Annotated in this window: 25 protein-coding genes; 11 read left to right on the top strand and 14 right to left on the bottom strand. The window is 68.6% G+C overall.

Features of this window, described 5'->3' with window-relative positions:
- Position 1: 1 nt before the first annotated feature.
- A complete protein-coding gene (locus METFAM1_RS0113855; protein WP_019915935.1) occupies positions 2-628 on the top strand; it encodes a coiled-coil domain-containing protein in 627 nt (208 codons plus the stop codon).
- Positions 629-638: 10 nt separating this feature from the next.
- Here the strand turns inward: METFAM1_RS0113855 and METFAM1_RS0113850 are convergent, their stop codons facing one another.
- The 9 genes from METFAM1_RS0113850 to def all read right to left on the bottom strand — a co-directional run bounded on the left by METFAM1_RS0113850 (position 639) and on the right by def (position 10606).
- Positions 639-2138, bottom strand: a complete 1500-nt coding sequence (locus METFAM1_RS0113850) for a YifB family Mg chelatase-like AAA ATPase (RefSeq protein ID WP_019915934.1) — start codon at positions 2136-2138, stop codon at positions 639-641.
- Positions 2139-2413: 275 nt separating this feature from the next.
- Positions 2414-3661: a sigma-54-dependent transcriptional regulator gene (locus METFAM1_RS0113845; RefSeq protein WP_019915933.1), complete on the bottom strand. Its 1248-nt coding sequence runs from the start codon at positions 3659-3661 to the stop codon at positions 2414-2416.
- A gap of 15 nt (positions 3662-3676) precedes the next feature.
- Positions 3677-5779 carry a sensor histidine kinase gene (locus METFAM1_RS0113840; protein WP_019915932.1) on the bottom strand — a complete coding sequence of 701 codons (2103 nt, stop codon included), beginning with the start codon at positions 5777-5779 and terminating at the stop codon, positions 3677-3679.
- Positions 5776-6387 (bottom strand): DUF4390 domain-containing protein, encoded by a 612-nt coding sequence (locus METFAM1_RS0113835; RefSeq protein WP_027490923.1) that lies wholly within the window; start codon positions 6385-6387, stop codon positions 5776-5778. The genes METFAM1_RS0113840 and METFAM1_RS0113835 overlap by 4 nt, the downstream gene beginning before the upstream one ends.
- Entirely contained in the window at positions 6338-7558 is a 1221-nt protein-coding gene (gene rsmB, locus METFAM1_RS0113830; protein WP_019915930.1) for a 16S rRNA (cytosine(967)-C(5))-methyltransferase RsmB, read from the bottom strand. The genes METFAM1_RS0113835 and rsmB overlap by 50 nt, the downstream gene beginning before the upstream one ends.
- 139 nt (positions 7559-7697) lie before the next feature.
- Positions 7698-8087, bottom strand: a complete 390-nt coding sequence (locus METFAM1_RS0113825; RefSeq protein ID WP_019915928.1) for a DUF2237 family protein — start codon at positions 8085-8087, stop codon at positions 7698-7700.
- 102 nt (positions 8088-8189) lie between these two features.
- On the bottom strand, positions 8190-9044 hold the full coding sequence (gene htpX, locus METFAM1_RS0113820; RefSeq protein ID WP_019915927.1) for a zinc metalloprotease HtpX: 855 nt from the start codon (positions 9042-9044) through the stop codon (positions 8190-8192).
- 126 nt (positions 9045-9170) lie between these two features.
- Positions 9171-10103, bottom strand: a complete 933-nt coding sequence (gene fmt / locus METFAM1_RS0113815; protein WP_019915926.1) for a methionyl-tRNA formyltransferase — start codon at positions 10101-10103, stop codon at positions 9171-9173.
- Entirely contained in the window at positions 10103-10606 is a 504-nt protein-coding gene (gene def, locus METFAM1_RS0113810) for a peptide deformylase (RefSeq protein ID WP_019915925.1), read from the bottom strand. The genes fmt and def overlap by 1 nt, the downstream gene beginning before the upstream one ends.
- A 222-nt stretch (positions 10607-10828) precedes the next feature.
- Between def and METFAM1_RS0113805 the strand changes: the two genes are divergently transcribed.
- The 4 genes from METFAM1_RS0113805 to METFAM1_RS0113790 all read left to right on the top strand — a co-directional run bounded on the left by METFAM1_RS0113805 (position 10829) and on the right by METFAM1_RS0113790 (position 16294).
- The gene (locus tag METFAM1_RS0113805) at positions 10829-11845 is read left to right on the top strand and encodes a LysM peptidoglycan-binding domain-containing protein (RefSeq protein ID WP_019915924.1); all 1017 of its coding nucleotides are present in this window, start codon (positions 10829-10831) and stop codon (positions 11843-11845) included.
- 3 nt (positions 11846-11848) lie between these two features.
- The gene (dprA, locus tag METFAM1_RS0113800) at positions 11849-12931 is read left to right on the top strand and encodes a DNA-processing protein DprA (RefSeq protein WP_019915923.1); all 1083 of its coding nucleotides are present in this window, start codon (positions 11849-11851) and stop codon (positions 12929-12931) included.
- A gap of 82 nt (positions 12932-13013) precedes the next feature.
- Positions 13014-13475 carry a Smg family protein gene (locus METFAM1_RS0113795; RefSeq protein WP_019915922.1) on the top strand — a complete coding sequence of 154 codons (462 nt, stop codon included), beginning with the start codon at positions 13014-13016 and terminating at the stop codon, positions 13473-13475.
- Between the two features lie 185 nt (positions 13476-13660).
- On the top strand, positions 13661-16294 hold the full coding sequence (locus METFAM1_RS0113790) for a DNA topoisomerase III (RefSeq protein WP_019915921.1): 2634 nt from the start codon (positions 13661-13663) through the stop codon (positions 16292-16294).
- Between the two features lie 61 nt (positions 16295-16355).
- Here the strand turns inward: METFAM1_RS0113790 and METFAM1_RS0113785 are convergent, their stop codons facing one another.
- The 3 genes from METFAM1_RS0113785 to METFAM1_RS0113775 all read right to left on the bottom strand — a co-directional run bounded on the left by METFAM1_RS0113785 (position 16356) and on the right by METFAM1_RS0113775 (position 18312).
- Complete coding sequence (locus METFAM1_RS0113785) at positions 16356-17294, bottom strand: MBL fold metallo-hydrolase (RefSeq protein WP_019915918.1); 939 nt, start codon at positions 17292-17294, stop codon at positions 16356-16358.
- A gap of 81 nt (positions 17295-17375) precedes the next feature.
- A complete protein-coding gene (locus METFAM1_RS0113780) occupies positions 17376-17885 on the bottom strand; it encodes an acyl-CoA thioesterase (protein ID WP_019915917.1) in 510 nt (169 codons plus the stop codon).
- A gap of 70 nt (positions 17886-17955) precedes the next feature.
- Positions 17956-18312 (bottom strand): hypothetical protein, encoded by a 357-nt coding sequence (locus METFAM1_RS0113775; protein ID WP_024300705.1) that lies wholly within the window; start codon positions 18310-18312, stop codon positions 17956-17958.
- Between the two features lie 171 nt (positions 18313-18483).
- On the opposite strand from METFAM1_RS0113775, the gene METFAM1_RS0113770 reads away from it, so the two are divergent.
- Entirely contained in the window at positions 18484-19263 is a 780-nt protein-coding gene (locus tag METFAM1_RS0113770; RefSeq protein ID WP_019915915.1) for a BPSS1780 family membrane protein, read from the top strand.
- On the opposite strand, the gene METFAM1_RS0113765 is transcribed toward METFAM1_RS0113770, so the two are convergent.
- Entirely contained in the window at positions 19264-20721 is a 1458-nt protein-coding gene (locus METFAM1_RS0113765; RefSeq protein ID WP_019915914.1) for a cryptochrome/photolyase family protein, read from the bottom strand.
- Between the two features lie 87 nt (positions 20722-20808).
- Between METFAM1_RS0113765 and METFAM1_RS0113760 the strand changes: the two genes are divergently transcribed.
- The 5 genes from METFAM1_RS0113760 to METFAM1_RS0113740 are packed head-to-tail and all read left to right on the top strand — an operon-like array spanning position 20809 to position 24561.
- A complete protein-coding gene (locus METFAM1_RS0113760; RefSeq protein ID WP_019915913.1) occupies positions 20809-21387 on the top strand; it encodes a YqgE/AlgH family protein in 579 nt (192 codons plus the stop codon).
- Positions 21380-21823: a Holliday junction resolvase RuvX gene (gene ruvX / locus METFAM1_RS0113755; RefSeq protein WP_019915912.1), complete on the top strand. Its 444-nt coding sequence runs from the start codon at positions 21380-21382 to the stop codon at positions 21821-21823. Before METFAM1_RS0113760 ends, ruvX begins: the two co-directional genes overlap by 8 nt.
- Complete coding sequence (pyrR, locus tag METFAM1_RS0113750) at positions 21810-22307, top strand: bifunctional pyr operon transcriptional regulator/uracil phosphoribosyltransferase PyrR (RefSeq protein WP_019915911.1); 498 nt, start codon at positions 21810-21812, stop codon at positions 22305-22307. The genes ruvX and pyrR overlap by 14 nt, the downstream gene beginning before the upstream one ends.
- 2 nt (positions 22308-22309) lie before the next feature.
- Positions 22310-23278, top strand: coding sequence for an aspartate carbamoyltransferase catalytic subunit (locus METFAM1_RS0113745; protein WP_019915910.1), 969 nt, complete (start codon positions 22310-22312; stop codon positions 23276-23278).
- Positions 23275-24561, top strand: coding sequence for a dihydroorotase (locus METFAM1_RS0113740; protein WP_019915909.1), 1287 nt, complete (start codon positions 23275-23277; stop codon positions 24559-24561). Before METFAM1_RS0113745 ends, METFAM1_RS0113740 begins: the two co-directional genes overlap by 4 nt.
- Here METFAM1_RS0113740 and METFAM1_RS0113735 read toward each other — a convergent pair.
- A complete protein-coding gene (locus tag METFAM1_RS0113735; RefSeq protein ID WP_232419761.1) occupies positions 24506-26548 on the bottom strand; it encodes a transglycosylase domain-containing protein in 2043 nt (680 codons plus the stop codon). The two genes, METFAM1_RS0113740 and METFAM1_RS0113735, sit on opposite strands and share 56 nt — an antisense overlap.
- Positions 26549-26558: the final 10 nt, after the last annotated feature.

Below are 26558 nucleotides of genomic sequence, written 5' to 3'. Positions count from 1 at the left end.
GATGAAACCCGGGAATCTGCGTCACCTCGTGCCGGGCCTGCTTGCGCTGGCCCTGCTGCACGTGCCGGCGAGCGAGGCGCGCGTCTATTGCTGCAAGGACGCGCGCGGCCAGCAGGTGTGCGGTGACGTGCTCCCGGCTGCCTGTGCCGACCGTGGCTATCGTGAGCTGAACAGCCAGGGCGCGACGGTCAAGCAGGTCGAGGCGCCGATGACCGAGGCGCAACGGGCCAAGCGCGATGCCGAGGCGAAGAAGGCGCGCGACGAGGACATGGTGCGCCAGGAGCAGCGCCGCCGCGACACCACGCTGCTGAACACCTACACCAGCGAACGCGAGATCGATGCCGCGCGCGACCGTCGTATCGCCGATATCGAGGAACTGCTGGCCCGCCTGCGCGAACAGCAGCAGACCTTGAGCGAGCGCCAGAAGAAGCTGGAAAAGGACGCCGCCGGATTCACCGCGAAGAGCAAGCGCGTGCCGTCCGGACTCAAGGACAGGCTGGACACCAACGGCGAGGATTTGCGGCAGATCGGCGAGAACATCGCGCAGAAGGAGCGCGATCTGGCCGACACCAAGAAGCGCTTCGAAGAGGACCGCGTGCGCTTTCGCGAGATCGCCGGCAACCGCTGAGCGTCCGCCCTCACCCGGCCGGTGCGTCGAGCGCGCGCCGGAACTGCACTGCTTCGGCGACCTCGTTCGCCGCAATCACTTCCCGGCCGTTCAGATCGGCAATCGTCCGCGCCACCTTCAGGCAGCGGTGATAGGCCCGCGCAGACAGCCTGAGGCGATTCATCGCCTGCGCCAGCAAGGCGCGCGCCGCGTCGTCCAGCGGGCAGTGACGGTCGATGTCCGCCGCCTCAAGCCGCTGGTTCGACTTTCCCTGACGCTGCTGCTGCAGCGCGCGCGCCGCGCACACCCGCCGCCGCACTTCGGCACTCGCCTCGCCGGGGCCGGCGCGCAGTTCGTGCTCCGACAGCGGCGGTACGACCACCGTCAGGTCGATGCGGTCGAGCAGCGGTCCCGACAGGCGTCCGCGGTAACGCGCAATCTGGTCCGGCGTGCAGCGACAGCGCGCCGACGGATGGCCGAGGTAGCCGCAGGGGCAGGGATTCATCGCCGCGATCAGCTGGAAACGGGCCGGAAACTCGGCGCGGTGCGCGGCGCGCGAGATGGTCACGTGGCCGGTCTCAAGCGGCTCGCGCAATGCCTCCAGCACGCGGCGGTCGAATTCGGGCAGCTCGTCGAGAAACAGTACGCCGTTGTGCGCGAGCGATATTTCGCCCGGCCGCGGGATGGCGCCGCCGCCGACCAGCGCCGCTGCGCTGGCGGAGTGGTGCGGGGCGCGAAAGGGGCGGCGGCCCAGCGCCACCGGGTCGAACAGGCCGGCGCCTGACAGCACCGCGGCCGTTTCGAGCGCCTCGGCTTCGTCCATGTCCGGTAGCAGGCCGGGGAAGCGGGCGGCCAGCATCGATTTGCCGGTGCCCGGCGGCCCCGACATCAGCACCGAATGATTGCCGGCGGCGGCGATTTCCAGTGCGCGGCGGGCGCCGAGCTGCCCGCGCACGTCGGCCAGATCCGCGCAGGCCGCCCGCTCGGGCGCGCTGGCCGGCTCCGCGCGCGGCAGCGTCGACTGCCCACACAGGTGTGCACAGACGTCGAGCAGCGAGGTCGCGGCGCGCACGTCGATGCCGCCGGCGATCACCGCTTCCGGCGCCGACGCGGCGGGCAGCACGAAGGTGCGGCCGGCGGCGCGGGCGCCGAGCGCCATCGGCAGCGCGCCGCGCACCGGGCGCAGCGCACCGGTCAGCGACAGTTCGCCGGCGAACTCGATGCCGTCGATGTCCGTTGCTTCGAGCGAACCGGCGGCGATCAGGATGCCCAGTGCGATCGGCAGGTCGAAACGGCCGGATTCCTTCGGCAGGTCGGCCGGCGCCAGATTGACGGTGATGCGTCGCGCCGGAAAGTCGAAGCCGGAACTGAGGATGGCCGCCCGTACCCGGTCGCGTGCCTCGCGCACTTCGACGTCCGGCAGGCCGACCAGCGAGAACGCGGGCAGGCCGTTCGACACGTGGACTTCGACCGCAACCTCCGGCGCCTGCATGCCGGCAAGCGCACGGCTGCGCAGGATGGCGAGAGACATCTCTATGTCATGGAATGGGACGCCACGAAGTCTAACGGCAAATTCGAATGGCATGTTTGCATGTGCTGCAAGGGCATGCCGCACCGGATCGGGCACACCACCCCTGTGGGAGCAGTTTTCTGACCGCGATGCGGCCTCTGCAATTCGCCGGCTTCGATACATGCTGCTGTCGGGGTCAGAAGACCCCTCCCACAGAACTCCACCCCAGCTTTGGGTCGCGGATCTGGCGCGCAGAGGCAGGGCCGGGCCAGGTCGCGCTCGCCGCGTGGCGCGCCTCAGTCGTGGTGTTCGCCGCGCCGTCCGATCGGCAGCCCGAGCTGCTTCAGCTTGCGGTACAGATGGGTGCGCTCCAACCCCGAGCGTTCGGCCAGGCGGGTCATGTTGCCGCCCTCGCGTTCCATGTGGTGTTCGAAGTACATGCGCTCGAAGGCCTCGCGCGCTTCGCGCAGTGGCTGGTCCAGGCCGGGCAGCACCGGAGTGCCGGCCGGGCGCAGCAGCGCGCGCAGCGCGCTCGCGTCGACCTCGTCGTCGAGCGCGGCCAGCGCGGCCGAGCGCAGCACCGATACCAGCTCGCCGTAGCCGCCGGGCCAGCCGTGCTGACGCAGCAGCGGGCGTGCCGACTCGGCCAGACGCCGTGCCGGCACCTCGCCCGCCTCGATCAGGTGCTTCAGCACGTCTTCGGCCAGATCGGCCACTTCGTCACGCAGTTCGGCCAGCGCCGGCAGCGGGAGCACGATTTCGAACAGTCTGGCCAACACGCTCTCGTCCCAGCCGGCGGCCTGCAACTCCGGTGCGCTCTGCGCACAGCAGCCGACCAGGCGCGCGTCGAGGCGGTCGAGCCGCTCCAGCGCGAAGGCGAGGTTCTTCTGCTGCATGCGCGACAGGTGACTGATGTCGCCAGTGTGGATGACGCCGCCGCGGGCGGCATCGAGCTGCTCCTGCGTGATCGGTCCGCTGATCGATGCAAGTTCGAGCCAGCGCCGGCCGGGTGCGGCCAGCGTGCGCGCCGCCAGTTCGCCGAAGCTGGACGGGCCGCAGCGCAGCAGGACAACGCGCGAACGGGCGGCCATCTGTTCTATCTTGCGTCGCAGGTCGCGCAACGCGCCGCTGCGTCCGACCGCGCTCAGTGACGGTGCGCTCGGCCGCTGCTCCGGCGAGGCGCCGCGCGCCAGCGCGCGCTTGACCGCGCTCAGCAGCTTGGCCAGCGCGATCGGCTTCTCGAGGAAATCCATCGCGCCGATGCGGGTCGCCTCGACCGCCGAATCGATGGTGCCGTGGCCGGACATCATGATGACCGGCATCGTCAGCTGTCCGCCCGAAGCCCATTCCTTGAGCAGCGAAATGCCGTCGGTGTCGGGCATCCAGATGTCGAGCAGCACCAGATCGGGCCGCTGCGCCGTGCGTGCAGCGCGTGCCGCTGCAGCGTTCTCGGCGAGCGTCACGTCGTGCCCTTCGTCCCGGAGGATTTCCGACAGCAGTTCGCGGATCCCCATTTCGTCATCTACGACCAGTATGCGAGCCATTCTTCCCTGATTCCTTCATGCCGCCAGTGGCAGCGAGATGCGGATTTCCGCGCCATGCGGCGCGACGTTCTCTATTTCTATGCGTCCTTCGTGCTCATCGACGATCTTCTTGACGATGGCCAGTCCGAGCCCGGTGCCACGCGCCTTTGACGTGACATAGGGTTCGAAGGCGCGCGCCAGCACCTGCGGCGGAAAGCCGCTGCCGTTGTCGCGCACCGCCAGTTCCGCTCGCCCCCCCCGGCGCCGCGTCTGGATCTGTATGCAGGGTGCGTCGGCCTCGGCAAGCGCGTCCTGCGCGTTCTGCAGCAGATTGTGGATCACCTGCCGCAGCTGTCCGACATCGCCGGCCACGTCGGGCAGGTCCGGCGACAGCTGGCGCTCGATGCGCGCGGCCGATGTTTCGTACAGGCCGAGCACTTCGTCGACCAGCCGGTTCAGGTCGAGCGGCGCCAGTGCCGGCGCCGGCAGTCGCGCGTAGTCGCGGAAGGCGTTCACCATGTTCTTCATTGCCTCGACCTGGTCGACGATGGTCGAGGTGGCGCGCGCCAGCATCTTCTGGCCGTCCGCGTCGAGCTTGTCCGACAGCTTGAACTGCAGCCGCTCGGCCGACAGCTGTATCGGCGTCAGCGGGTTCTTGATTTCGTGCGCCAGTCGCCGCGCGACCTCGCCCCAGGCGGCGCTGCGCTGCGCGGAAATGAGCTGCGTGATGTCGTCGAACACGACGACGAAACCGCCGCCGCCGGCCGCCGGCAGTTGCGAGCCACGGATCAGCAGCGTCTTGCCCGGACCGAAGGGGTCGGGGATGTCGATCTGCCGGCTCCACGATTCCTGCGCCTCGTCGATCGCGGCGACGATGGTGTCGCGCAGTTCGGCGTGCCGCGGCCACTGCGCCAGCGTCAGCGTTTCCCACCCCTCCAGCGTGTCGCCGAGGATGGCCATCGCACCCTGGTTGGCGGCGCGCAATTTCGTCGACGGGCTGAAGGCCAGCACGCCAGTCGACAGGTTGCCCAGCACGCCTTCGAGATAGGTGCGCGCCGCTTCGGTTTCGGCGCGGCTGCGCTCGGCCTGCGCGCGCGCTTCGTTCAGCTGTTCCGTCATGCGGCGGAAGGACTGGGTCAGCGTGCCCAGTTCGTCGCGCGAGGCGACCGCCGGGATCGGGCTGAAGTCGCCCTGCATCACCGCGTCGGTGCCACGCGCCAGGATGGACAGCGGCGCCGACATGCGCCGGCTTATGACGAAGGCCACCGCCAGCGCCGACAGCAGCGCGAGCAGCAGCGCCAGCGTCAGCGTCAGCGCGAAAATGCGCTTCAGCCCGGCGCGCGCCAGCGACAGCTCTTCGTAGTCGCGGTAGGCGCTCTGCACCGCTTCGGCGTTCTGCGCGAGCGACGCCGGCAGCGGTTGCGTCAGTTGCAGCACCGGGGCGTCGGAGGCGAGCGCGCCGCTGCCGACGAACACCAGCGCGCGCACCGTCAGTCCGGCATCGACGTCGCTTTCGACTGCGGCGAAACCGGCGCCCTGGCGCGCCTGGCGCAGTTGCGACGGCGACGGCAGCGGCGGCACCAGCCGGGTGGCGGCCGAACTGGTCGACAGTACGCGGCCGGCGGACGAGAACAGTGTCGCGCTGGCCGCGCCCGACTGTTCGCGCAGCTCGTCCAGCCGCGCGCTGCGCCGGATCAGCGGCGTGTCGCCCAGTTCGCGCGCCATCGCGCGGGCCTTTTCCAGCAGGTCGGCGGAGACATAGTCCAGCGTGTTGCGGCCGAGGTTGAGGCCGCCTTCGAGCGCCTGTTCGATGCGCACGTTGAACCAGGAATCGACCGAGCGCGACACGAAGTTCACCGACAGCACGTAGATCAGCGCGCCCGGCGCCACGGCGAGCGCGGCGAAGGCGGCGAACAGCCGCAGCTTCAGACGGGAGCCGAACACGGCGGCGCGGTGCTCGCGCAGCAGCTGCGTCACCAGCCAGGCGACCAGCGCCAGCAGGCCGACCGCGACCGTGATGTTCATGCCAAGCAGCAGCGGGTAATTGCGCGCGAACAGTTCGGTGTTCTCGCTGGCCAGCGACAGCAGCAGCAACAGCACGCCACTGATCGCCGTGGTGGCGACGATGAAGGCCCTCATCGCGCCTCCTGCGGCTGTGCGGTGAAGCCCCAGCGCTGCCATTCCGATTCCAGCGTCCAGTCGCGGTTGCTCATCGCGCTGAGCTGGAAGGGCTTGGGCAGCTGAGTCACGTCGAGGCGCAGGCGCAGCGCGGCGACATAGCTTTCGCCCGGCGTGAGGCGGCTGTAGTCGACCACGTGCCAGTTGCGCAGACGGCCGATCAGCTTCAGCGCCTCGTCCAGCGTGTCGAAGCTCTGATGCAGCGCGCCGGTCGATACGCGGTATTGACGCGTCAGCGCGTGGTAGCTGACGCGATAGGTCTGGCTGCGTTCGACCACGTCTTCGTCCAGCCAGTACCAGCGCGGGCGGCTGATCTCGAACTCCAGCACGAAGTACAGCGCGACGCCGCGCGTGACCGCCTCGGCCAGCCGCGGCGACAGCGTGACCGCAATGTCGGTCGACAGCTGGTAGCCGTCGTCGCCGTGATCGAGGCGCACGTCGCGCATCGTGACGCCGGCGGCCGACGCGTGGCCGGCCAGCGTCGCGATCAGCAACGCCAGCAGCAGCGCGCGCGCGCGCTCAGCCAGCGTGCGGAGACTTCTGCAGCAGTGCGTAATAGAAGCCGTCATGCTCGGCGGTCGGCAGCAGTTGCAGATCGGGCGCACCACATGGGCTCAGGCGTAGGCAGTCGGGATGGCGGGCGGTGAAGGCGGTCACCTGATCCTGATTTTCGGCGCGGAACACCGAACAGGTGGCGTAGAGCAATTTACCACCCGGAGCGAGCACGCGCCAAAGCGCATCCAGTATCGCGCGTTGCTGGGCGGCGAAGCCGGCGATGTCCTGCGGACGGCGCAGCCATTTCGCGTCCGGGTGGCGACGCACGACGCCGGAGGCGCTGCACGGCACGTCGGCCAAGATGCGGTCGAACGGCGTGCCGTCCCACCAGTCGTCCGGCCGGGCAGCGTCGCCGACCGCGATCCGGCCGCGCAGCCCCAGTCGCTCGAAGTTTTCGGCGATGCGTCGGGTCCGTGGTTCGCTGTGGTCCAGAGCCAGCAGGTCGAGCTCGGCACGTTCGAGCAGGTGCGACGCCTTGCCGCCCGGTGCGGCGCAGGCGTCGAGCACACGCTGGCCCGCAGCGACATCGAGCAGTGCGGCCGCGCGCTGGGCGCCGAGATCCTGCACCGACAGCTCGCCGTCGGCGAAGCCGGGCAGGCGCGACACCGGGCAGGGTTTGTCGAGCAGCAGGCCGTCTTCGCCGCGGATCTGCGCCACGATACCGGCCGCCTGCAACTGCGCCAGCGCCTGTTGTGGCGTCGTGCGGCGGCGGTTCGCGCGCAGCGCCATCGGCGGGTGGACATTGCCCTGCGCGGCGATGTCCTGCCAGTGGTCGGGATGGTCGTGACGCAGCATGTCCAGCCACCACTGCGGGTGCTGCAGCCGGGCGGCCGGGTCGGCGGCCACCGCCGCGTCGAGTTCGGCATGACGGCGCTGCGCGTTGCGCAGCACCGCATTCATCAGCCCGCCGAAGCGATCGCCGCCGAGCGCGCGGGCGGCCTCGACCGCCTGGTTCACCGTGGTGTGCGCCGTGTCGGGCCGCGCTTCGAGCCGGCACAGCGCGACCAGCAGCAATGCGCAGCGGTCGGTTTCGCGCAGCGGCTTCGGCACCAGCACGGCCAGCCGGCGTTCGATGCCGGCGTGAGCACGCAGGCACTGGTATGCGAGGTCACGCACGGCGGCGCTGTTGGCCGACTGTGCGGCGACATGGCCGAAGGCGTCGTCGAGCGCTTCGCCCTGCAGCACGCCGGCTACGGCGAGCGCAGCGTCGAGCAGCGATGCTGCGAGCGAATCAGCAGGAAGCGTCCTGGTAGGGCGGGAAGTGGAATTCAATCTTGGATGCGGAGGATGGCCGGGCGCGGGAGCGCGATTGTAAGCGCTGTGCTCAGCCCGCCCACGCATGGGCCTTCAATGCGTCGAGCGGCGCATGGCGCAGAGCCGACTCGTGCGTGGCGACCAGCACCACCTGCGGCGCCTGGCCTGCCTCGTAGGCCTCGCGCCAGCGCATCGCGCACAGGCACCAGCGGTCGCCGGCGCGCAGACCGGGGAAGTCGTACTCGGGGCGCGGCGTCGACAGGTCATTGCCGCGCGAGCGTGAGAAGTCGAGGAAGGCGTCGGTCATGACGGCGCACACGGTATGTGAGCCGAAGTCGTTCTCGTCGGTGTTGCAGCAGCCGTCGCGGAAGAAACCGGTGATCGGCTTGAACGAACAGGGCTCCAGCGGTCCTCCGAGTACGTTGCGCGCGCCGCCGCCGCCGTTCCAGCCTCGATCCATGTCGGGATCTCCACGTTGTGCCGATGAAAAACGAAACCCGCAGCGCGCGCCGGGAAAGTGGCGCGCGCTGCGGGCATGATGCCGCAATGACGAAGGTGTGTGTCAGCGACCGGTGGCGAGTGCGCGCAAGCGCGCGATGCGTTCCTCGGTCGCCGGGTGGGTGCTGAACAGGCCGCGCAGGCCGCCGCCGGACAGCGGGTTCATGATCATCATCTGGCCGGTTTCCGGATGCGCTTCCGCGGTCGGCATCGGAATCCCGCGGGCGTAGGCGTCGATCTTGGCCAGCGCGCTGGCCAGTGCTTCCGGGTCGCCGGAGATGGCCGCACCTTCGCGGTCGGCGCCGAACTCGCGGGTGCGCGAGATCGCCATCTGGATCAACATGGCGGCGATCGGCGCCAGGATGGCGACGGCGATGCTGAGCACCGGATTGGCCGGGCGACCTTCCGAGTCACGGCCGCCGCCGAAGAACATCCCGAACTGCGCCAGTGCGGAAATCGCGCCGGACACCGTGGCCGAAATGGTCGAGATCAGGATGTCGCGGTTCTTCACGTGCGCCAGCTCGTGCGCCATCACGCCGCGCAGTTCGCGTGCCGACAGCATCTGGATGATGCCGGTGGTCGCGGCTACCGCGGCGTTCTCCGGATTGCGGCCGGTGGCGAAGGCATTGGGCTGCGCTTCGTCGATGATGTAGACGCGCGGCATCGGCAGCTGCGCGCGCTGCGCCAGCTCGGCCACCATGTTGTACAGGTAGGGCGACGAGGCGGCGTCGACTTCGCGCGCGTTGTACATGCGCAGCACCATCTTGTCGGAGAACCAGTAGGCCCACAGATTGGTGGCGCCGCCGAACAGCAGTGCGATCAGCATGCCCTGCTGACCGCCGATGGCCGCACCGACGACGCCGAACAGCGCGACGATGCCCGCCATCAGTATCGAGGTCTTGAGCCAGTTGCCGAACATTCGAATACCTTTCAGTAAGGAAGGATGCGCACTATAGATCGTGCGCGAAGCAAGAAATTCAAGCGGCGCTGCCGGTGAAAACTACGCTTACAAGGAAACGTCAGCGGACATGACCTTGCCTGCGGGTCAGACGTCCGCCTGTTGCCCCACCGCCAGCGGGTGCCCGTGCAGGAAATCGGCGGCGGCCAAGCGCTTGCCGCCCGGCTTCTGCAGTTCGGTCACGCGCAGCGCGCCCTCCCCGCAGGCGATCACGACACCGTCGTCGCCGACCGCGAGGATGCGCCCGGGCTCGCCGCTCGCCGGCTCGACGCGGGCGCGCCACAGCTTGATCGGCGTGCCCTCCACCGTCATCAGCGCGCCCGGGAAGGGGTTGAAGGCGCGGATCGCGCGGTCGAGTTCGACCGCCGGACGGCGGAAGTCCAGCGCCGCCTCGGCCTTGCCGATCTTTGCCGCGTAGCAGGCGCCGTCGGCCGGCTGCGGCACCGGTCTGATGCGCCCGGCCAGCAGCTCGGGCAGCGTGTCGATCAGCAGTTGCGCGCCGGTCGCCGCCAGCCGGTCGTGCAAGGTCGCGGTGCTGTCGTCGGCGGCGATGTCGACGCTGCGCTCGGCCAGCATCGGGCCGGTGTCCAGGCCTTCGTCCATCTGCATCAGCGTGATGCCGGTGCGGGCGTCACCCGCCTCGATCGCGCGATGAATCGGCGCAGCGCCACGCCAGCGCGGCAGCAGCGAGGCGTGGATGTTGATGCAGCCGAGGCGCGGAATGTCGAGCACGGCGCGCGGCAGCAGCAGGCCATAGGCGACCACCACCAGCAGGTCCGGCGCGGCCTCGACCAGCGGCGCGCGCAGTTCGGCCGTCTTCAGCGTGTCCGGCTGGGCAACGTTGAGTCCGTGCGCCAGTGCGCGCTGCTTGACCGGGCTGGGCATCAGTTTCATGCCGCGCCCGGCCGGCCGGTCGGGCTGGGTCAGCACCAGCGGAATGTCGCAGTCGAAGCCGGCCAGCGCGTCGAGCGTGCGGGCGGCAAATTCAGGGGTGCCGGCGAAGGCGATGCGCGGCCGCATCAGGCGGTTTCGCGCGCCTGTTTCGCGAGCTTGGTCTTGATGCGGGTCTGTTTCAGCTGCGACAGGTGGTCGACGAATACCTTGCCCTGCAGGTGATCCATCTCGTGCTGGATACAGACCGCCAGCAGGCCGTGCGCGTCGATATCCTGCTCGCTGCCGTCCAGCGTCAGCGTGCGCACCTTCACGTGTTCGGCGCGGGTCACCTTGTCGTAGATGCCGGGCACCGACAGACAGCCCTCTTCATAGACCTGTTCGCCGTCGCGTTCGACGATGCGCGGGTTGATCAGCGTAAGCAGGCCGGACTTGTCTTCGCTGATGTCGATCACGATCACCTGCTTGTGCACGTCTACCTGTGTTGCGGCCAGCCCGATGCCCGGCGCGGCGTACATGGTTTCGGCCATGTCGGCGGCGAGCCTGCGGATGGAATCATCCACCGCGGTGACCGGCGCCGCCTTCTTGCGCAGGCGGGGGTCGGGGAATTTCAGAATCGGGAGCAGGGCCATAAAAGTCGTGCTGATTTAATGGATTAGCGGTGAATTTTCATGCAGACTGTCATTACATGACGCCGCTTGCTACACTTCGGCATGCAGTTGGCGTGCCGCCTTGCCAAGTCACCGCTTCGACGGTGCAGGGCACTCAAGGTGGAGCCGGTTCGTAACGATATTGAAAGGCAAACCCCCGGCAGGTTCCTGCATGCGCAGGCGCTGCCCGTGCGAGGCCACACCATGCGCAAGATTATATGCTCCCTGCTGGTCGCCCTTTCAAGCGCGACCGCCTTTGCCCAGTCAGCGCCGCCGGCCATCGCCGGCAACGCGCCGGACCGGCACGTCGTCAAGCCGGGCGACACGCTGTGGGGCATCGCCGGCCTCTTCCTGAAGGAGCCCTGGCGCTGGCCCGAGGTGTGGCGGCTCAATCGCGAGCAGATCCGCAATCCGCACCTGATCTATCCGGGCCAGATCGTCTATCTCGATGATTTCGGCGGCTCGCCGCGGCTGCGCGTCGGTCAACCGGTCAAGCTGAGTCCGCAGATCTACGAGGAGCCCGTCAAGGAGCCGATCGCTTCGATCCCGCACAAGGCGATCGAACCCTTCCTGACCAAGCCCATTGCGGTCGAAGCCGGCTTCAACGAGACTGCGCCGCGCATCGTCGGTACCGAAGAAGGGCGCGTCTATCTGAGCGCTGGCGATACCGCCTACGTGAGCGGCGTCACCGAAAACAAGCCGCTGTGGAATGTGTACCGCCCGGCCGCACCGATCCGCGATCCGGAAACGAAGCAGGTGATCGGCTATGAGGCCGAATACCTCGGCGACGTGAAACTGGTACGCGAGGGCGAACCGGCCACTTTCCAGGTCGTGTCGGCGCAGTTCGAGATCGGCAAGGGTGACCGTCTGGTGCCGGCACGCCTGCCCGAGGTCGTCGCCTACGCTCCGCACGCCCCCGAACAGGACATCCAGGGCAGCGTTGCGCGCATCGTCGGCGGCGTGGCGTCGTCCGGCCGGCACAATGTCGTGCTGCTCAACCGTGGCTCCAACGACGGCGTCGAGATCGGCCACGTGTTCGCCGCCTATCTGGCCGGGACCAAGGTCGATATCCGCCAGGATCAGAAGATCGACACCTACCAGCTGCCGGACGAACGCTCCGGCCTGGTGTTCGTGTTCCGCGTCTACGACAATATTTCCTACGCACTGGTGATGGACGCCAAGCGTCCGATCACCGTCGGCGATCGTTTCCGCAAGCCGTAAGGCGTGCCGGTCGCCAGTGACGCCTCGACCGCAGCCTGGCTGCGGCTGACGCTGACCCGCGGCGTCGGGCTGGAAACGCAGCGCCGTCTGCTGTCGGTATTCGGCCTGCCCGAGCACATCTTCGCCGCGTCCGGCACCGCCGTGCGGGCCGCCGTCGGTGAGCGCGCGGCGCGCGCGCTGGCTGCCTTCGACAGCGACGAACAGGTCGCGCGTACGCTGGCCTGGGCGTCACAGCCGGGCAACCATCTGATCACGCTGGCCGACGCGGCCTACCCGCAGGCCCTGCTCGAAATCGCCGATCCGCCGACACTGCTCTACGTGAAGGGACGGGCCGAGCTGCTGAACAATCGGGCCCTCGCCATCGTCGGTGCACGCAACGCCACCGCGCAGGGTGCGTCCAACGCCGAGCAGTTCGCGCGTGAGTTGTCGCGCGGCGGGCTCACCATCGTCAGCGGACTGGCGCTGGGCTGCGATGCGGCAGCCCACACCGGCGCGCTCGACGGCGTCGGCAGCACGGTGGCCGTGGTCGGCACCGGCGCCGACCGCATCTATCCGCCGCGCAATCAGGAACTGGCGCGGCGCATCGCCGAGCACGGCGCCATCGTCAGCGAATTCCCGCTCGGCACGCCGGCGCTGCGCGACAACTTCCCGCGCCGCAACCGCATCATTTCCGGCCTTGCGCGCGGCGTGCTGGTGGTCGAGGCGGCGGCGCGCAGCGGCACGCTGATTACCGCCCGGCTGGCCGGCGAACAGGGGCGCGAGGTGTTCGCGATTCCCGGCTCCATCCACTCGCCGCTGTCCAAGGGCTGCCACCAGCTCATCCGCCAGGGCGCCAAGCTGGTCGACGATGCGCGCGACATCCTGTCCGAGCTGCAGCCGGCGCCGCCGCCTGAAACTGCCGTGGAAGCACCCTCCGACGACGGCGACCCGTTGCTCGATGCCATGGGATTCGACCCGGTCGGAATCGATGTGCTGTCGCAACATACCGGCTTGACGGCGGACACCCTCTCCGCCATGCTGCTCTCGCTGGAACTCGAAAACCGGGTGGCGCTGCTGCCCGACGGACGCTACCAGCGCATCAGGTAGTACGGCAGTGCGCGTCGCGCGCTGCCGGGTTACAAACCCGCCGGTAGGCACGCCTGCCGACCGGCTCGCGCGGAGCCGAATCATGATCGACGTTCTGGTCTATCTTTTCGAAACTTACGCGCACCTGGACAGTTATCCCGAGCCCAACCAGCTCGCACGCAAGCTCTCGGCCGCCGGTTTCGAGCAGGACGAAATCGAGGAAGCCATGGGCTGGCTGTCCGGTCTCGAAAGCGCCGGTGGCGCCGAGAAGCCGCTCATCGCGGCTGAAAGCCGTTCCATCCGTCTGTACTCGGCCACCGAGCAGTCGCGCCTCGATACCGAGTGCCGCGGCTTCCTCGCCTTCCTCGAAGAGGCCGGCGCGATCAACGCGCTGACCCGTGAAATCGTGGTCGAGCGCGCGCTGGCGCTGGAAGACGAGGAAGTGTCGCTGGCCCAGCTCAAGGTGATCGTGCTGATGGTGCTGTGGAACCAGCAGGTCACGACTGACACGCTGGTGCTCGAAGAGCTGCTGTCGGACGACGACGAGCCGCGCGCGCCGCACTGACAAGTGCGGTCCCGCTGCCGCGGCGCAGGGCCTGCCCGGCCGGATGAATCGCAGTCCGCGTTTCGTCCGCCGGGTCAACTTGTCTTGCCTGTTCGGATTTTTTGTCCCTATCATGCGCCGCTTTCACGCCGCTTGAACCGGCGCGCATCCTGCGCGCGCAAGCCGGCGGCAGGTATCGTGCAGGCATGGGCAAGAAACTGATCATCGCGGAAAAGCCGTCGGTCGCGCAGGACATTGCGCGTGCCGTGGGCGGTTTCACGCGCGAAGGCGATTACTTCGAGAGCGAGGACTACGTGCTGTCCTCGGCGGTCGGCCACCTGCTCGAACTGGCAGTGCCGGAGGAATACGAGGTCAAGCGCGGCAAGTGGTCGTTCGCGCACCTGCCAGTCATTCCGCCCCGCTTCACGCTGAACCCGATAGACAAGACCGCCGAGCGGCTGCGTCTGCTCACCCGGCTGATCAAGCGCAAGGACGTCGACGGCCTGGTGAACGCCTGTGACGCGGGGCGCGAGGGCGAGCTCATCTTCAATTACATCGTCGAGCACAGCAAGACGAACAAGCCGATCGAACGGCTGTGGCTGCAGTCGATGACGGCAACCGCAATCCGCGACGGCTTTGCCGGTCTGCGTTCGGCGCAGGAAGTCGAAGGCCTGCGTCAGGCGGCGATGTCGCGCGCCGAGAGCGACTGGCTCATCGGCATCAACGGCACGCGGGCAATGACCGCGTTCAACTCCAAGACCGGCGGTTTCCATCTGACCACGGTCGGTCGCGTGCAGACGCCGACGCTCGCCATCGTGGTACGCCGTGAAGAGGAAATCCGCCGCTTCAAGTCGCGCGACTACTGGGAAATCGAAGGCCGCTTCGGCGTCGCCGCCGGCGAATACCCCGGCCGCTGGTTCGACGAGAAGTTCAAGAAGCCGGAGGGTGACGAACACGCGCGCGCCGAACGGCTGTGGGACGAGGCGAAGGCCAAGGCCATCCAGGCCAAGTGCGCCGGCAAGACCGGTACGGTCGAGGAAGAAGCAAAGCCGTCGACCCAGCTGTCGCCGCTGCTGTACGACCTCACCTCGCTGCAGCGCGAAGCGAACGGCCGCTTCGGCTTCTCAGCCCGCGTGACGCTGCAGATCGCACAGGCGCTGTACGAGAAGCACAAGGTGTTGACCTACCCGCGTACCGACGCGCGCGCGCTGCCGGAGGACTACCTGCCGACGGTGAACGACGTGCTGGCCCGCCTGCCGCAGACCTACGCGCCGCACGCCAACGAAATCGTCAAGCAGGGCTGGGTGCGCCCGAACAAGCGCATCTTCAACAACGCCAAGATTTCCGACCACTTCGCCATCATCCCGACCGGCACCGAGCCGAAGTCGCTGTCCGAGGCGGAAGCGAAGATCTACGACATGGTCACCCGCCGCTTCCTGGCGGTGTTCTTCCCGGCGGCCGAATACCGCATCACCACGCGCATCACGCGGGTCGAGGGCGAAGCGTTCAAGACCGAAGGCAAGGTGCTGGTCAATGCCGGCTGGTTGGCCGTGTACGGCAAGGAAGCGGCGATTGCGGACGACGAAGGCAAGGAAAAGGGCGAAACCGCGTCCGCCAGCCTGGTGCCGGTCAAGCCGGGCGAAAGCGCCCGCGTCAATGACATGATCGTCAAGGCGCTGCAGACCAAGCCGCCCGCGCGCTACTCGGAAGCGACGCTGCTGACCGCGATGGAAGGTGCGGGCAAGACGATCGACGACGAGGAACTGCGCGCCGCGATGGCCGGCCGCGGCCTCGGCACGCCGGCGACGCGCGCGCAGATCATCGAGAACCTGATACTCGAGAACTACATGCTGCGCGAGGGCCGCGAGTTGATTCCGACGGCCAAGGGCTTCCAGCTGATGATCGCGCTGCGCGGCCTGAAGATCGACGAACTGAGTTCGCCTGAGCTGACCGGCGAATGGGAGTACAAGCTGTCGCAGATCGAGCGCGGCGAACTGTCGCGCGATGCCTTCATGCGCGAGATCGCCGACATGACGCAGCACATCGTGCATCAGGCGAAGAGCTACGAAAGCGACACCATTCCGGGCGACTTCGCCACGCTGGACGAGAAGTGCCCGCGCTGCGGCGGCGTCGTGAAGGAGAACTACAAGAAGTTCCAGTGCCAGAGCTGCGACTTCTCGCTGTGGAAGATCGTCGCCGGCCGTCAGTTCGAGACGCACGAGATCGACACCCTGCTGCGCGAGCGCCAGGTCGGCCCGCTGACCGGTTTCCGCAACAAGATGGGCCGGCCGTTCAACGCGGTGATCAAGCTGAACGACAAGCTGGAACCGGAATTCGATTTCGGCCAGCCGCGCGAGGACGAGAATGCCGAGCCGGTCGATTTCTCGCAGCAGACACCGCTCGGCCCCTGCCCGAAGTGTTCGGCGCGGGTGTTCGAACAGCCGATGTCCTATATCTGCGAGAAATCCGTCGGGCCGGAGAAGAGCTGCGACTTCCGCTCCGGCAAGATCATCCTGCAGCAGCCGATCGAGCCCGAACAGATGCAGAAACTGCTGGAAGCGGGCCGCACCGACCTGCTGAAGGGCTTCGTGTCGTCGCGTACCAAGCGCAAGTTCTCGGCTTTCCTGGTGCGCCAGCCGGACGGCAAGGTCGGCTTCGAATTCGAGCCGCGCGCAGCGAAGCCGAAGGCGGGCGCGAAGACGGCCAAGGCCGCGGCAGCCGACGCTGCGCCGGAGGCCGAAGCCGAGGCGCCGGTGAAGAAGGCGGCGGCGAAGAAGAGCACTGCGGCCGCGAAGAAGCCGGCTACCAAGGCGACGGCGGCGCGCAAGAAGTCGGCCTGATCAGGTCCGGTCGGTGGCCACCCGGGCTTCGTCGCCCGTGTGGCCGCCGTCGGCGCCTGTCCTAGGCTGATGAGCCGTCCAGCCACACCTCCAGCCCCTGCGCATTCAGTTCGATGTCCAGCCCCCACACGTCGACCGCCTGGTCGTGCGTGAGGCGGCTGCCGTGGGCGCGCAGTTCGTCGATCAGATAGGCGGTCAGCGCCGCCAGCAGGGCCTGTTTGCGGCCGTCACCGGCCGTCGCGGCAGCCTTCGCGATGGCGACGTGGGCGTCGATGCGCGACAGCAGCGCACGGCCCAGCGCCGGCACGCCGGTCACCTTGCCGTAGTGCGTCAGGAACATCGCTTCCGGCTGCCGCGACAGCAGGCGCTCGACCGACGCGCGCATGGCCACCGGGTCGAACTGCACTGGCGAGGTGGTCGGGAACACGAAAGCGCGTCCATCGACCGTGCATTCCGGATAGGCCAGGCCGAAAGTGTCACCGGTGAACCAGCTTTTCGACTGCGCGTCCCAGATGCAGTGGTGGTGCTTCGCATGGCCCGGCGTATCGATGAATTCGAGCGGGCGGCCGTTGAAGTCAAGCACGAAGCCGTCCTGCGTTTCGATAACGCGCGCCGCGTCGACCGGCAGGATGTCGCCGTACATCTCGGCCATCGCCTGTTCGCCATAAACCGCGGTGGCGCCGGCGATCAGTTTTGACGGATCGATCATGTGGCGCGCGCCGCGCGGGTGCACCACCAGCTGCGCGTTCGGGAAGGCGCGCATCGCCGCACCTGCGCCGCTGGCGTGGTCCAGGTGCACATGGGTCAGGATGATGTAACGCAGCGCCTCCGGCGCGATGCCCTTCTGCGCCAGCGCCGCCTGCACGTTGCGCAGCGAGTGGCCGGTGCCGCAATCGACCAGCGCCGCCTGGTCGCCGGCGCGGACGAGATGGATGGACGCCATGCCGTGGCGGATCAGGTCGGCGTCGATGGCCGAAATGTCGTGGTCGTAGTCGATCATGCAGCGCGCTCCGGGTGGGACTCGGTGCACAGTATGACGCACGGCCGCAGACGATTCCGCCGCCGGGGTGCTCAGGGGCGTCTAGGCGCCGCGGCCCGCCTTGGCCTGCTCTTCCTGCATCAACTCCTCGAAGCGGGCATCGAATTCCCTGCGCAGCTGGCGCCGCACCTGAGCGGCGGTGTGACGCCGTTGCTCGTCCGGCGTTGACGGTGTCAGCGTCGGCACCGGGCAGGGCCGGCGGTCGGCGTCCATCGCCACCATGGTCAGGTAGCAGGTGTTGGTGTGGCGCGTCGTGTGTTCGCGGATGTTCTCGGTCACCACCTTGACGCCAACCTCCATCGACGTGGTGCCGGTGTAATTGACCGAGGCGAAGAAGGTGACCAGCTCGCCGACGTGGATGGGGCAGCGGAAGATGACCTGATCGACCGACAGCGTCACCACGTAGGACTGCGCGTAGCGCGCCGCACAGGCGTAGGCGACCTGATCGAGCAGCTTGAGCAGTGCGCCGCCGTGCACGTTGCCGGAAAAATTGGCCATGTCGGGCGTCATCAGCACCGTCATGGTGAGCTGGTGTTTGGGCAGTTCGTTCATCGTTGTCTACCGTGCGCCGGCGAGGCCGGCGCGGGGGATGTCCGTCGGTGCCCGCGACCCTGTGTGACGTTCACTCGCGCCGTTCGATGCGCCAGCCCGGTCTGTCGTAGTCGCGGACGTTGCTGTAGGGCACGGTCGGATAGACGCTGGTACCGTACGCATCTTCCTCGATGCGTACGCCGGGTCTGGAGTAGTCCCGGATCTGGGTGCCGCGCAAGGTCGGGTAGACGTCGGTTGTGCGGCTGCGCGCGTTGGGCCGGATCAGCTCGCGCGGGTGCTGTCCTATCATGCCGCCGGGGCTGGCGCCGATGCCCTGTCCGTATGGATTGCCGCCGATGGGCGACACCGGTACGTGACCGCTGCCGCCACCCAGTGCGAGGGGCGAGGCGAGCAGTGCGGACAGTGCGAACAGGGTGCGGATATTCATGGCGACCTCCCGGTCCTGCGACATGAGTGAACGTTTTGAGTGTAGTGCGAAAGCGCCGCCGCGCAGCGCGCAGCCCGACACGGCCCGGTACATCGTGACGGAGTGTGGATTGGACGCCACAGCCTGCGACGCCAGCGTGAACACCGTGCCGGCTTGTGGAATGATGCAGCCATGACGACCGACGACCGCAATCCCTTCGAAGCCACCCCGCCACCGGGCGGCAACACGACCGCTCCCCTCGATGGCGGCGAGCCCAATTCGCGCAGCGTGGCGGCTGGCCAGGGCGTCGAGTGGCTGCGCCAGGGCTGGCAGGCCTTCATGGCGGCGCCCGGCGTCTGGGTGGTGATCACGCTGCTGTGGGTGGTCGCCGTCGTGGTGCTGAATCTGGTACCGCTGTTCGGCATGATCGCCGCCACGCTGCTGGCGATGGTGACGGTGGGTGGGCTGATGGGCGGCTGCCGTGCGCTGTCACGCGGCGAGCCCTTCGGTGTCGCCCATCTGTGGGCCGGTTTCGGCGAGCGCATCAATCCGCTGCTGGCGCTGGGCGGCTGGTATCTGCTGGCTTCGCTGGCCATTGGCATGCTGGTCGTGCTGCTGTCGGCGATCAGCGCCGGCCTGGCCGGCGTCGCCGCAGTCGCGGGTCTGGCGGTGCTGATGGCCGCCATTCCGGCCATGCTCATCATCGCCGTCATGCTGATGGCGCCGGTGCTGATGGCGGTCTGGTTCGCGCCGGCCCTGGTGGTGTTCCACGACATGAAGGCGCTGGACGCGATGCGCACCAGTTTCTTCGCCAGCCTGCGCAATGCGCCGGCCTTCGTCGTGTTCGCGCTGCTCTACGTCGTGCTGGCCGTGCTGGCTTCGATCCCCGCCATGCTGGGCTGGCTGCTGCTGCTGCCGGTCACCTTCGGCGCGATGTACGCCAGTTACCGCGACGTGTTCGACCAGCGCTGATCAGCCCTCCAGCGCCTCGCCTGCCCCCTTCACCACCTTGAAGCGCGCCAGCGTCGCCTCGCGCGCCGCGGCGTGATCGACGATGGGCGTCGGGTAGTCGCTGCCGATCACGCAGCCGGCCATCTTCTGTTCCAGCGGCGTCGCCAGCCAGGGCGCGTGGATGCGCTTCTTGTCGAATTTCGCCAGTTCCGGGCAGTAGCGGCGGATGAACTGGCCGTCGGCATCGAACTTTTCCGACTGCGTGACCGGGTTGAAGATGCGGAACCAGGGCTGGGCGTCGCAGCCGGTCGAGGCCGCCCACTGCCAGCCGCCGTTGTTGGCCGCGAGGTCGAAATCGTTGAGCTGGCGGGCGAACCAGTGTTCGCCGCGGCGCCAGTCTATGCCCAGGTCCTTGGTCAGGAAGGAGGCGCTCACCATGCGCAGCCGGTTGTGCATGTAGCCGGTCTGCGCCAGCTGACGCTGCGCCGCATCCACCAGCGGATAGCCGGTGCGACCTTCGCACCAGGCGCGGAACTTCGCTTCGTCGTCTACCCAGCGCACCGCGTCATACTCGGGCCGGAAGCTCGCGCCGACCACGTGCGGGTTGTGCCACAGGATCTGGAAGTAGAAATCGCGCCAGATCAGTTCCGACAGCCAGGTTTCGGTACCGGCGCCGCCGCGCGCGTGCGCCTCGCGCGCCAGCCGGCGGATCGATATCGTGCCGAAGCGCAGATGCACCGACAGATAGCTCGGGCCCTTGGCCGCCGGAAAGTCACGCAGCACCTTGTAACGGTCGATGCGGTCGAGGAAGGCGTCGAACAGCGTGTCGGCGCCGCTCATGCCGGCCGGCAGCTTCAGTGTCGACAGGTTGGTGGGGCGGAAGCCCATGTCGGCCAGCGACGGCATGTCGCCTGCCGGCAACGCTGCCAGCGCGCCCACGTAGGTGTGCACCGGATAGGCCTTCAGGTGGAAGGGCGTGAGCTTCTTCAGCCAGGCGTTCTTGTAGGGCGTGAACACCGAGAACGGCTTGCCGCCCTGGGTGAGCACCTCGTCGCACTCGAACACGACCTGGTCCTTGTACGTGTCGAAGGCGATGCCGTCGCGCGCCAGCGCGTCGTGCACCGCGCGGTCGCGCGCAAATGCGGCGGGTTCGTAGTCGCGGTTGGCGACGACGCCGGCCACGCCCAGTTCGCGCGCCAGTTGCGGGACGATTTCGCGGGCGCGGCCGTGGCGCACGATCAGTCCGCCGCCCAGCGTGCGCAGCGCCGCATCCAGCTCGGTGACCGAGGCATGGATGAATTCGACCCGGCGGTCGGCGTTCAGGCCTTCGGCCAGCAGTTCGTCGAGGATGTCGGTGTCGAACACGAACACGCACCACACCGGGCCGCCGGCGCGCAGCGCGTGGTACAGAGCGGCGTGGTCGTCGATGCGCAGGTCGCGGCGGAACCACACCAGGCGGGATGAAGGACGGTCGGGCATGCGGGATTTCCGTCAAAAAGTCGGCGCTTTGAGCGTGATGTCGCGCCGCGGTTCGCGGCCGGCGTCCAACACGGATAAAATCATCCCATGTCCGCACACGCCATGACCCCTTCGGTCGACCTGACCGGCCATTTCCTGATCGCCATGCCCGCCATGGCGGACAAGAATTTCGCGCGCACGCTGACGCTGGTGTGCGAGCACAACGAACAGGGCGCGCTCGGCGTCATCGTCAACCGGCCGATCGACATGTCGCTCGAAGACCTGTTCGAGCGCATCGACATGTCGCTCGAATCGCCGCGCTTCCAGGGCCAGCCGGTGTATTTCGGCGGCCCGGTGCAGACCGACCGCGGCTTCGTGCTGCATCGCCCGGTCGGCGACTGGCAGTCCAGCATCGACGTCGGCAACGGCCTCGCGCTGACCTCGTCGCGCGACGTGCTGCAGTCGCTCGGCCACGACGGCGAACCGGACGACGTGCTGGTCACGCTCGGTTATGCCGGCTGGCAGGCCGGCCAGATCGAGTGGGAACTGGCGCAGAACGCCTGGCTCACCGTGCGCGCCGACCCCGAAATCATCTTCGGCCTGCCGCCGGAAGAGCGCCTGATCGCCGCAATGCAGCTGCTCGGCGTCGACTTCGCGTCGCTGTCCGACGTGGCCGGGCATGCCTGAGCCGGTCGCGCTGCCCGCGCGCGGCACCGTGCTGGCTTTCGATTTCGGCGAGAAGCGCATCGGCGTCGCTGTCGGCGAGTGCGAACTGCGCAGCGCCTCCGCACTGACCACCTTCGATGCCGAGACCAACGACGCCCGCTGGTCGGCGATCGGCCGCCTGCTCGACGAATGGAAACCCGCATTGCTGGTGGTCGGTCTGCCGCTGTCGCCGGACGGCGAGGCGCACGACATGACCGCCCGCGCGCAGCGTTTCGCCCGTCAGCTCGAAGGTCGCTACCGGCTGCCGGTGGCGCTGCAGGACGAACGATTCACCTCGGCCGAGGCCGACACGCAGCTGCGCGACCGCGGCCAGCACGACTGGCGCGAACGCAAGAAGCACCTGGACGCACACGCGGCCCAGCTCATCCTGAAGGACTATTTCGATGTCACTGCCTGACGCAGAAGAACTGCTGGCCGATCTGGCGGCGCAGATGCGCCCGCAGGTCACGCCGGACACCGCGCTGGTCGGTCTGCATACCGGCGGCGTATGGCTGGCGCAGCGCCTGCATGCGCTGCTCGGCCTGAATCAGCCGGCCGGCTCGCTCGACGTGAGCTTCTACCGCGACGACTATGCACAGCGCGGCCTTTCGCGCGACACGCGCTCGTCCAGCCTGCCTTTCGACGTCGAAGGACGCCACCTCATCCTGGTCGACGACGTGCTGCACACCGGCCGCACGATACGTGCCGCGCTGAACGAACTGTTCGACTACGGCCGCCCGGCGAAGGTGGAGCTTGCGGTGCTGATCGATCGCGGCGGCCGCCAGCTCCCGGTGGCGCCGACCTACTGCGCGACGCGGCTGGATCTGCCCGAGGGCTCGCGCGTCAAGTTGGCGCAGGACGGCGAGCGGCTGGCGCTGCGTCTGCTGCAGGAGCAGGAGTGACCATGGCCCGCAATCCTCAACTGAACAAGCACGGCGAGCTGCAGCACCTGCTCACCACCGAAGGCCTGCCGCGCGACGTGATCACGCGCATCCTCGACACCGCCGAGCCCTTCGCCGGCGTAGCCGAGCGCGAAGTGAAGAAGGTGCCGCTGCTGCGCGGCAAGAGCGTGTTCAACCTGTTCTTCGAGAACAGCACGCGCACGCGCACCACCTTCGAGATCGCCGCCAAGCGGCTGTCGGCCGACGTGATCAACCTGAACATCGCGACCAGTTCGACCAACAAGGGCGAAACCCTGCTCGACACTGTCGACAACCTCGCCGCGATGCAGGCCGACATGTTCGTCGTGCGCCACGCCTCCAGCGGCGCGCCCTACCTGATCGCGCAGCACCTCGAAGCGACCGGGCGCGACCACATCCACGTCGTCAACGCCGGCGACGGGCGCCACGCGCACCCGACCCAGGGCCTGCTCGACATGTACACCATCCGCCACTACAAGCGCGACTTCACGCAGCTGTCGGTGGCCATCGTCGGCGACATCCTGCATTCGCGCGTCGCGCGCAGCCAGATTCACGCGCTGACCACGCTGGGCGTACCCGACCTGCGTGCCATCGCGCCGAAGACGCTGCTGCCGCACGACATCGAGCGGCTCGGCTGTCGCGTCTACAACGACATGCGCGAAGGTCTGCGCGGCGTCGACGTGGTGATGATGCTGCGTCTGCAGAACGAACGCATGCAAGGTTCGCTGCTGCCCAGCGCGCAGGAGTATTTCAAGTTCTTCGGCCTGACCGAAGACAAGCTCGCCGTGGCCAAGCCGGATGCCATCGTGCTGCACCCGGGGCCGATGAACCGCGGCGTCGAGATCGACTCGGCGGTGGCCGACGGCCGCCAGGCGGTCATCCTGCCGCAGGTCACCTTCGGCATCGCGGTGCGCATGGCGGTGATGGCCATGCTGGCCGGAGGAAACGCATGAAGATCCACATCAAGGGCGGCCGGCTGATCGATCCGGCGCAGGACATCGACGCGCCGACCGACGTCTATATCGCCGCCGGCAAGGTGGTCGCGCTCGGTGCGGCGCCCGACGGCTTTCACGCCAACCGCGTCATCGACGCCAGCGGTCTGGTCGTCGCGCCGGGTCTGATCGACCTCTGCGCGCGGCTGCGCGAGCCCGGCCTCGAATACCGTGCGACGCTGGAATCGGAAGTGGCGGCGGCGGTGGCGGGCGGCGTCACCAGCCTGGCCTGCCCGCCGGATACCGACCCGGTGCTCGACGAACCCGGCCTGGTCGAAATGCTGAAGCACCGCGCGCGCATGCTCAACCTCGCCCACGTCTACCCGCACGGCGCGCTTACCGCCGGCCTGAAGGGCGAGCGGCTGACCGAAATGGGCGAACTGCACGATGCCGGCTGTATCGCCTTCTCGCAGGCCAACGTTCCGGTGGCCGACACCCAGGTGCTGTTCCGCGCGATGCAGTACGCGGCCACCTTCGGCTACACCGTGTGGCTGCAGCCGACCGACATGCATCTGGCGGCCGGCGGCGTGGCGCACGAAGGCGAAGTGGCGGCGCGGCTTGGCCTGACCGGCATTCCGGTGCTGGCGGAGACGCTGGCCATCGGCCTGATGCTGCAACTGGCGCGCGCCACCGGCTGCAAGCTGCATCTGGCGCGCATTTCCAGTCGCGCCGGCCTGATGCTGATCGACCAGGCGCGGCTGGACGGCATGCAGGTGAGCTGCGACGTCGCCATCCACGCGCTGCATCTGTGCGACGTCGACATCGGCTATTTCGATCCGCAGTGCCGCACCGTGCCGCCGCTGCGCGCCCAGTTCGACCGCGAGGCGCTGCGCGCCGCGCTGGCCGACGGCCGGATCGACGCGCTGTGTTCCGACCACACCCCGGTCGATGACGACGCCAAGCAGGTGCCGTTCGCCGAAGCCGAGCCGGGCACCACCGGTCTCGAGTTGCTGCTGCCATTGACGCTGGCCTGGGCGCGCGAAATGCGCCTGCCGCTCAAGGTCGCGCTGGCGCGCATCACGAGCGACGCCGCCCGCGTGCTCGGCCTGAACGCCGGCCATCTGCGGGTGGGCGGTGCGGCCGACGTGTGCATCTTCGATCCGGAGGCGCCGGTGCGCATCAGCCGCGAATCGCTGCGCAGCCAGGGCAAGAACACGCCCTATCTGGGCCGCGAACTGCCGGGCCGCGTCAGCGCGACGCTGGTGTCGGGCCAGGTGGTGTACGAGGCGCCGGCCCGCCATTGAGGCCTTCGGGTGCGGCGTCGAGCCGCACCTCGAATTCGACCGACTGCAGCTGCAGTCCCTGCGCGTCCTCCAGTGCCAGCCGGTGACGGCCGAGGCGCGGGCTCCACAGCGCGCGCCCTTCGACCGCCGGCAGGCGCTCGTCGTTGATCACCCAGTGCAGGCCCGGCCAGCCCGGCCGCGCTTCGAACAGCATGGTCTGGCGGCCGGCCGGAAGCGCGGCGCTGACCAGCTTCACGCCTGTCGTCGGCTGCACGATGCGCGGCCGGCCGAACAGGTCGCGCACGGTCGCGTCGGCGAAGGCCTGTTGCGTGCCGGGCAGGAAGTACTCTTCGCGCTCGGCCTCGATGTCCGGTTCGAAACGCAGGCGCACGCCTTCGAGCCCGGGCGGCGGCGGGGGCGCCTCGGCCGGAATCGGGTCGATGGCGGCGGCGACCGACAGCCAGGTGGCCGCCACCGGGCGCGCTGCCCGCAGCGCGATCGTGTAGCGGCGCGTCCAGCCGACCGACCAGTGCGTCGTACGGTCGGTCGAGCGCCCGTGCATGACGGCGTGCCAGTCGTACGTGTCGCGCGTCGTGCGGGTGGACAGCAGATCGCCGGTCAGCCAGACCACCGGCGACGACCACAGCCGCTTGCCGCTGCGGTCCACGCTGCGCCATTGCGAGGTTTCCAGCGCCCACGGTGTCCAGACGCCCTCGTTGGCCAGCGTGCGGAAGGCGTTGGCCATGTCGGGCAGGCTGGCGCGGCTGCCGTTGGCTGCCGATGCGTCGATACCGTGTGCACGCAGCAAGGCCACCAGCGCGTCGTCGCCGACCAGCGCGCGCACGCGCAGTGCCGGAATCTCCGCCGCCTGCGCCAGTGCCGCGCGCGTGCTGAGCGGCTGGCCACCGCCCTGCAGGCCGGGGGGCAGTGGCCGGGCGACGAAGGCGGGGCTGTCGTCGAACACCGACGCCGCGCTGATCCAGCGCTGGTCGAGGGCGAGCCCGTACAGGAAAGGTTGCAGCGTGCTGCCGGCGGGCAGCCGGCGCACCGCCGCATCGGTGTCGTCCGGGCCGCCGGCCCACACCAGCGCCTCGCCGCTCGCGTTGTCCAGCACGACGACAGTGACGTCGGCGCGTTCGCGGCCGAGTGCGTCCAGCGTGCGTCGTTGCAGTCGCCCGTCCAGCGTGGTGGCGCGCTGTTCGCCCGGTTCGCGCAGCAGGCGGCGGGCCAGCGGCTGTGCTTCGGTCCAGCGCGGTTCCAGCCGGTAGCGCTGGGTGAGCACCTGATTGGCGAGGGCACGCAGTTCGCTGCAGGCGGGCGCCGGTTTGAGCTTCAGCGCCACCGCGCAGGCACGTTGCGCGACCCGTTCGGCCGGCGCGTTCGGGCCGCGCAGCAGTGCGGCCAGCAGCAGCGCCTCGCGCGCATCGACCGTATCCGGATCCTTGCCGAACAGGCCGCGGGTGGCGGCCGAAATGCCGCGCAGCTCGCCGCGGAAGGGGGCGAGATTGAAATAGGCTTCGAGGATCTGCGCCTTGTTCCAGCGGCGCTCGATTTCGCGCGCCGCGGCCGCCTGGTCCCATTTCTGGCCGACGCTGCGACGGGTGCCCTGCAGGCGCAGCGCCGGGTCGATCAGACCGGCCAGCTGCATGGTCAGTGTCGATGCGCCGCGCGGTCGGCGGCCCTCCAGCGTGCGCCACAGATTGTCCCAGGTGGCGCCGGCGAGCGCGGTCCAGTCCACGCCCGAATGTTCGAGAAAGCGCTTGTCCTCGGCGATCAGCAGCGCGCGCACCAGTGGCGGCGACAGCGTGCGCGCGCCGACCCAGTCGAGCCGGCGCTCGTCGAAATCGACGCGCACCTCGGCCAGCGGCTGGCCGTAGCGGTCGAGCAGGCGCGCTTCCGACGAGCGCCAGCTGTCACGGACGGTTTCGAATGATGGCGCCTGGGCGTGGGCGGCGAACGCGCCGAGCAGTGCGAGACAGGCCAGCGCGTGACGTGCGCGCTTGCCCATGCTCGCCTTC

Source organism: Methyloversatilis discipulorum (assembly GCF_000527135.1).
In the GTDB taxonomy this organism is placed as follows: Bacteria; Pseudomonadota; Gammaproteobacteria; order Burkholderiales; family Rhodocyclaceae; genus Methyloversatilis; species Methyloversatilis discipulorum.
The sequence above is the reverse complement of the archived record's forward strand: the minus strand, read 5'-3'. Positions and strand labels throughout refer to the sequence as shown.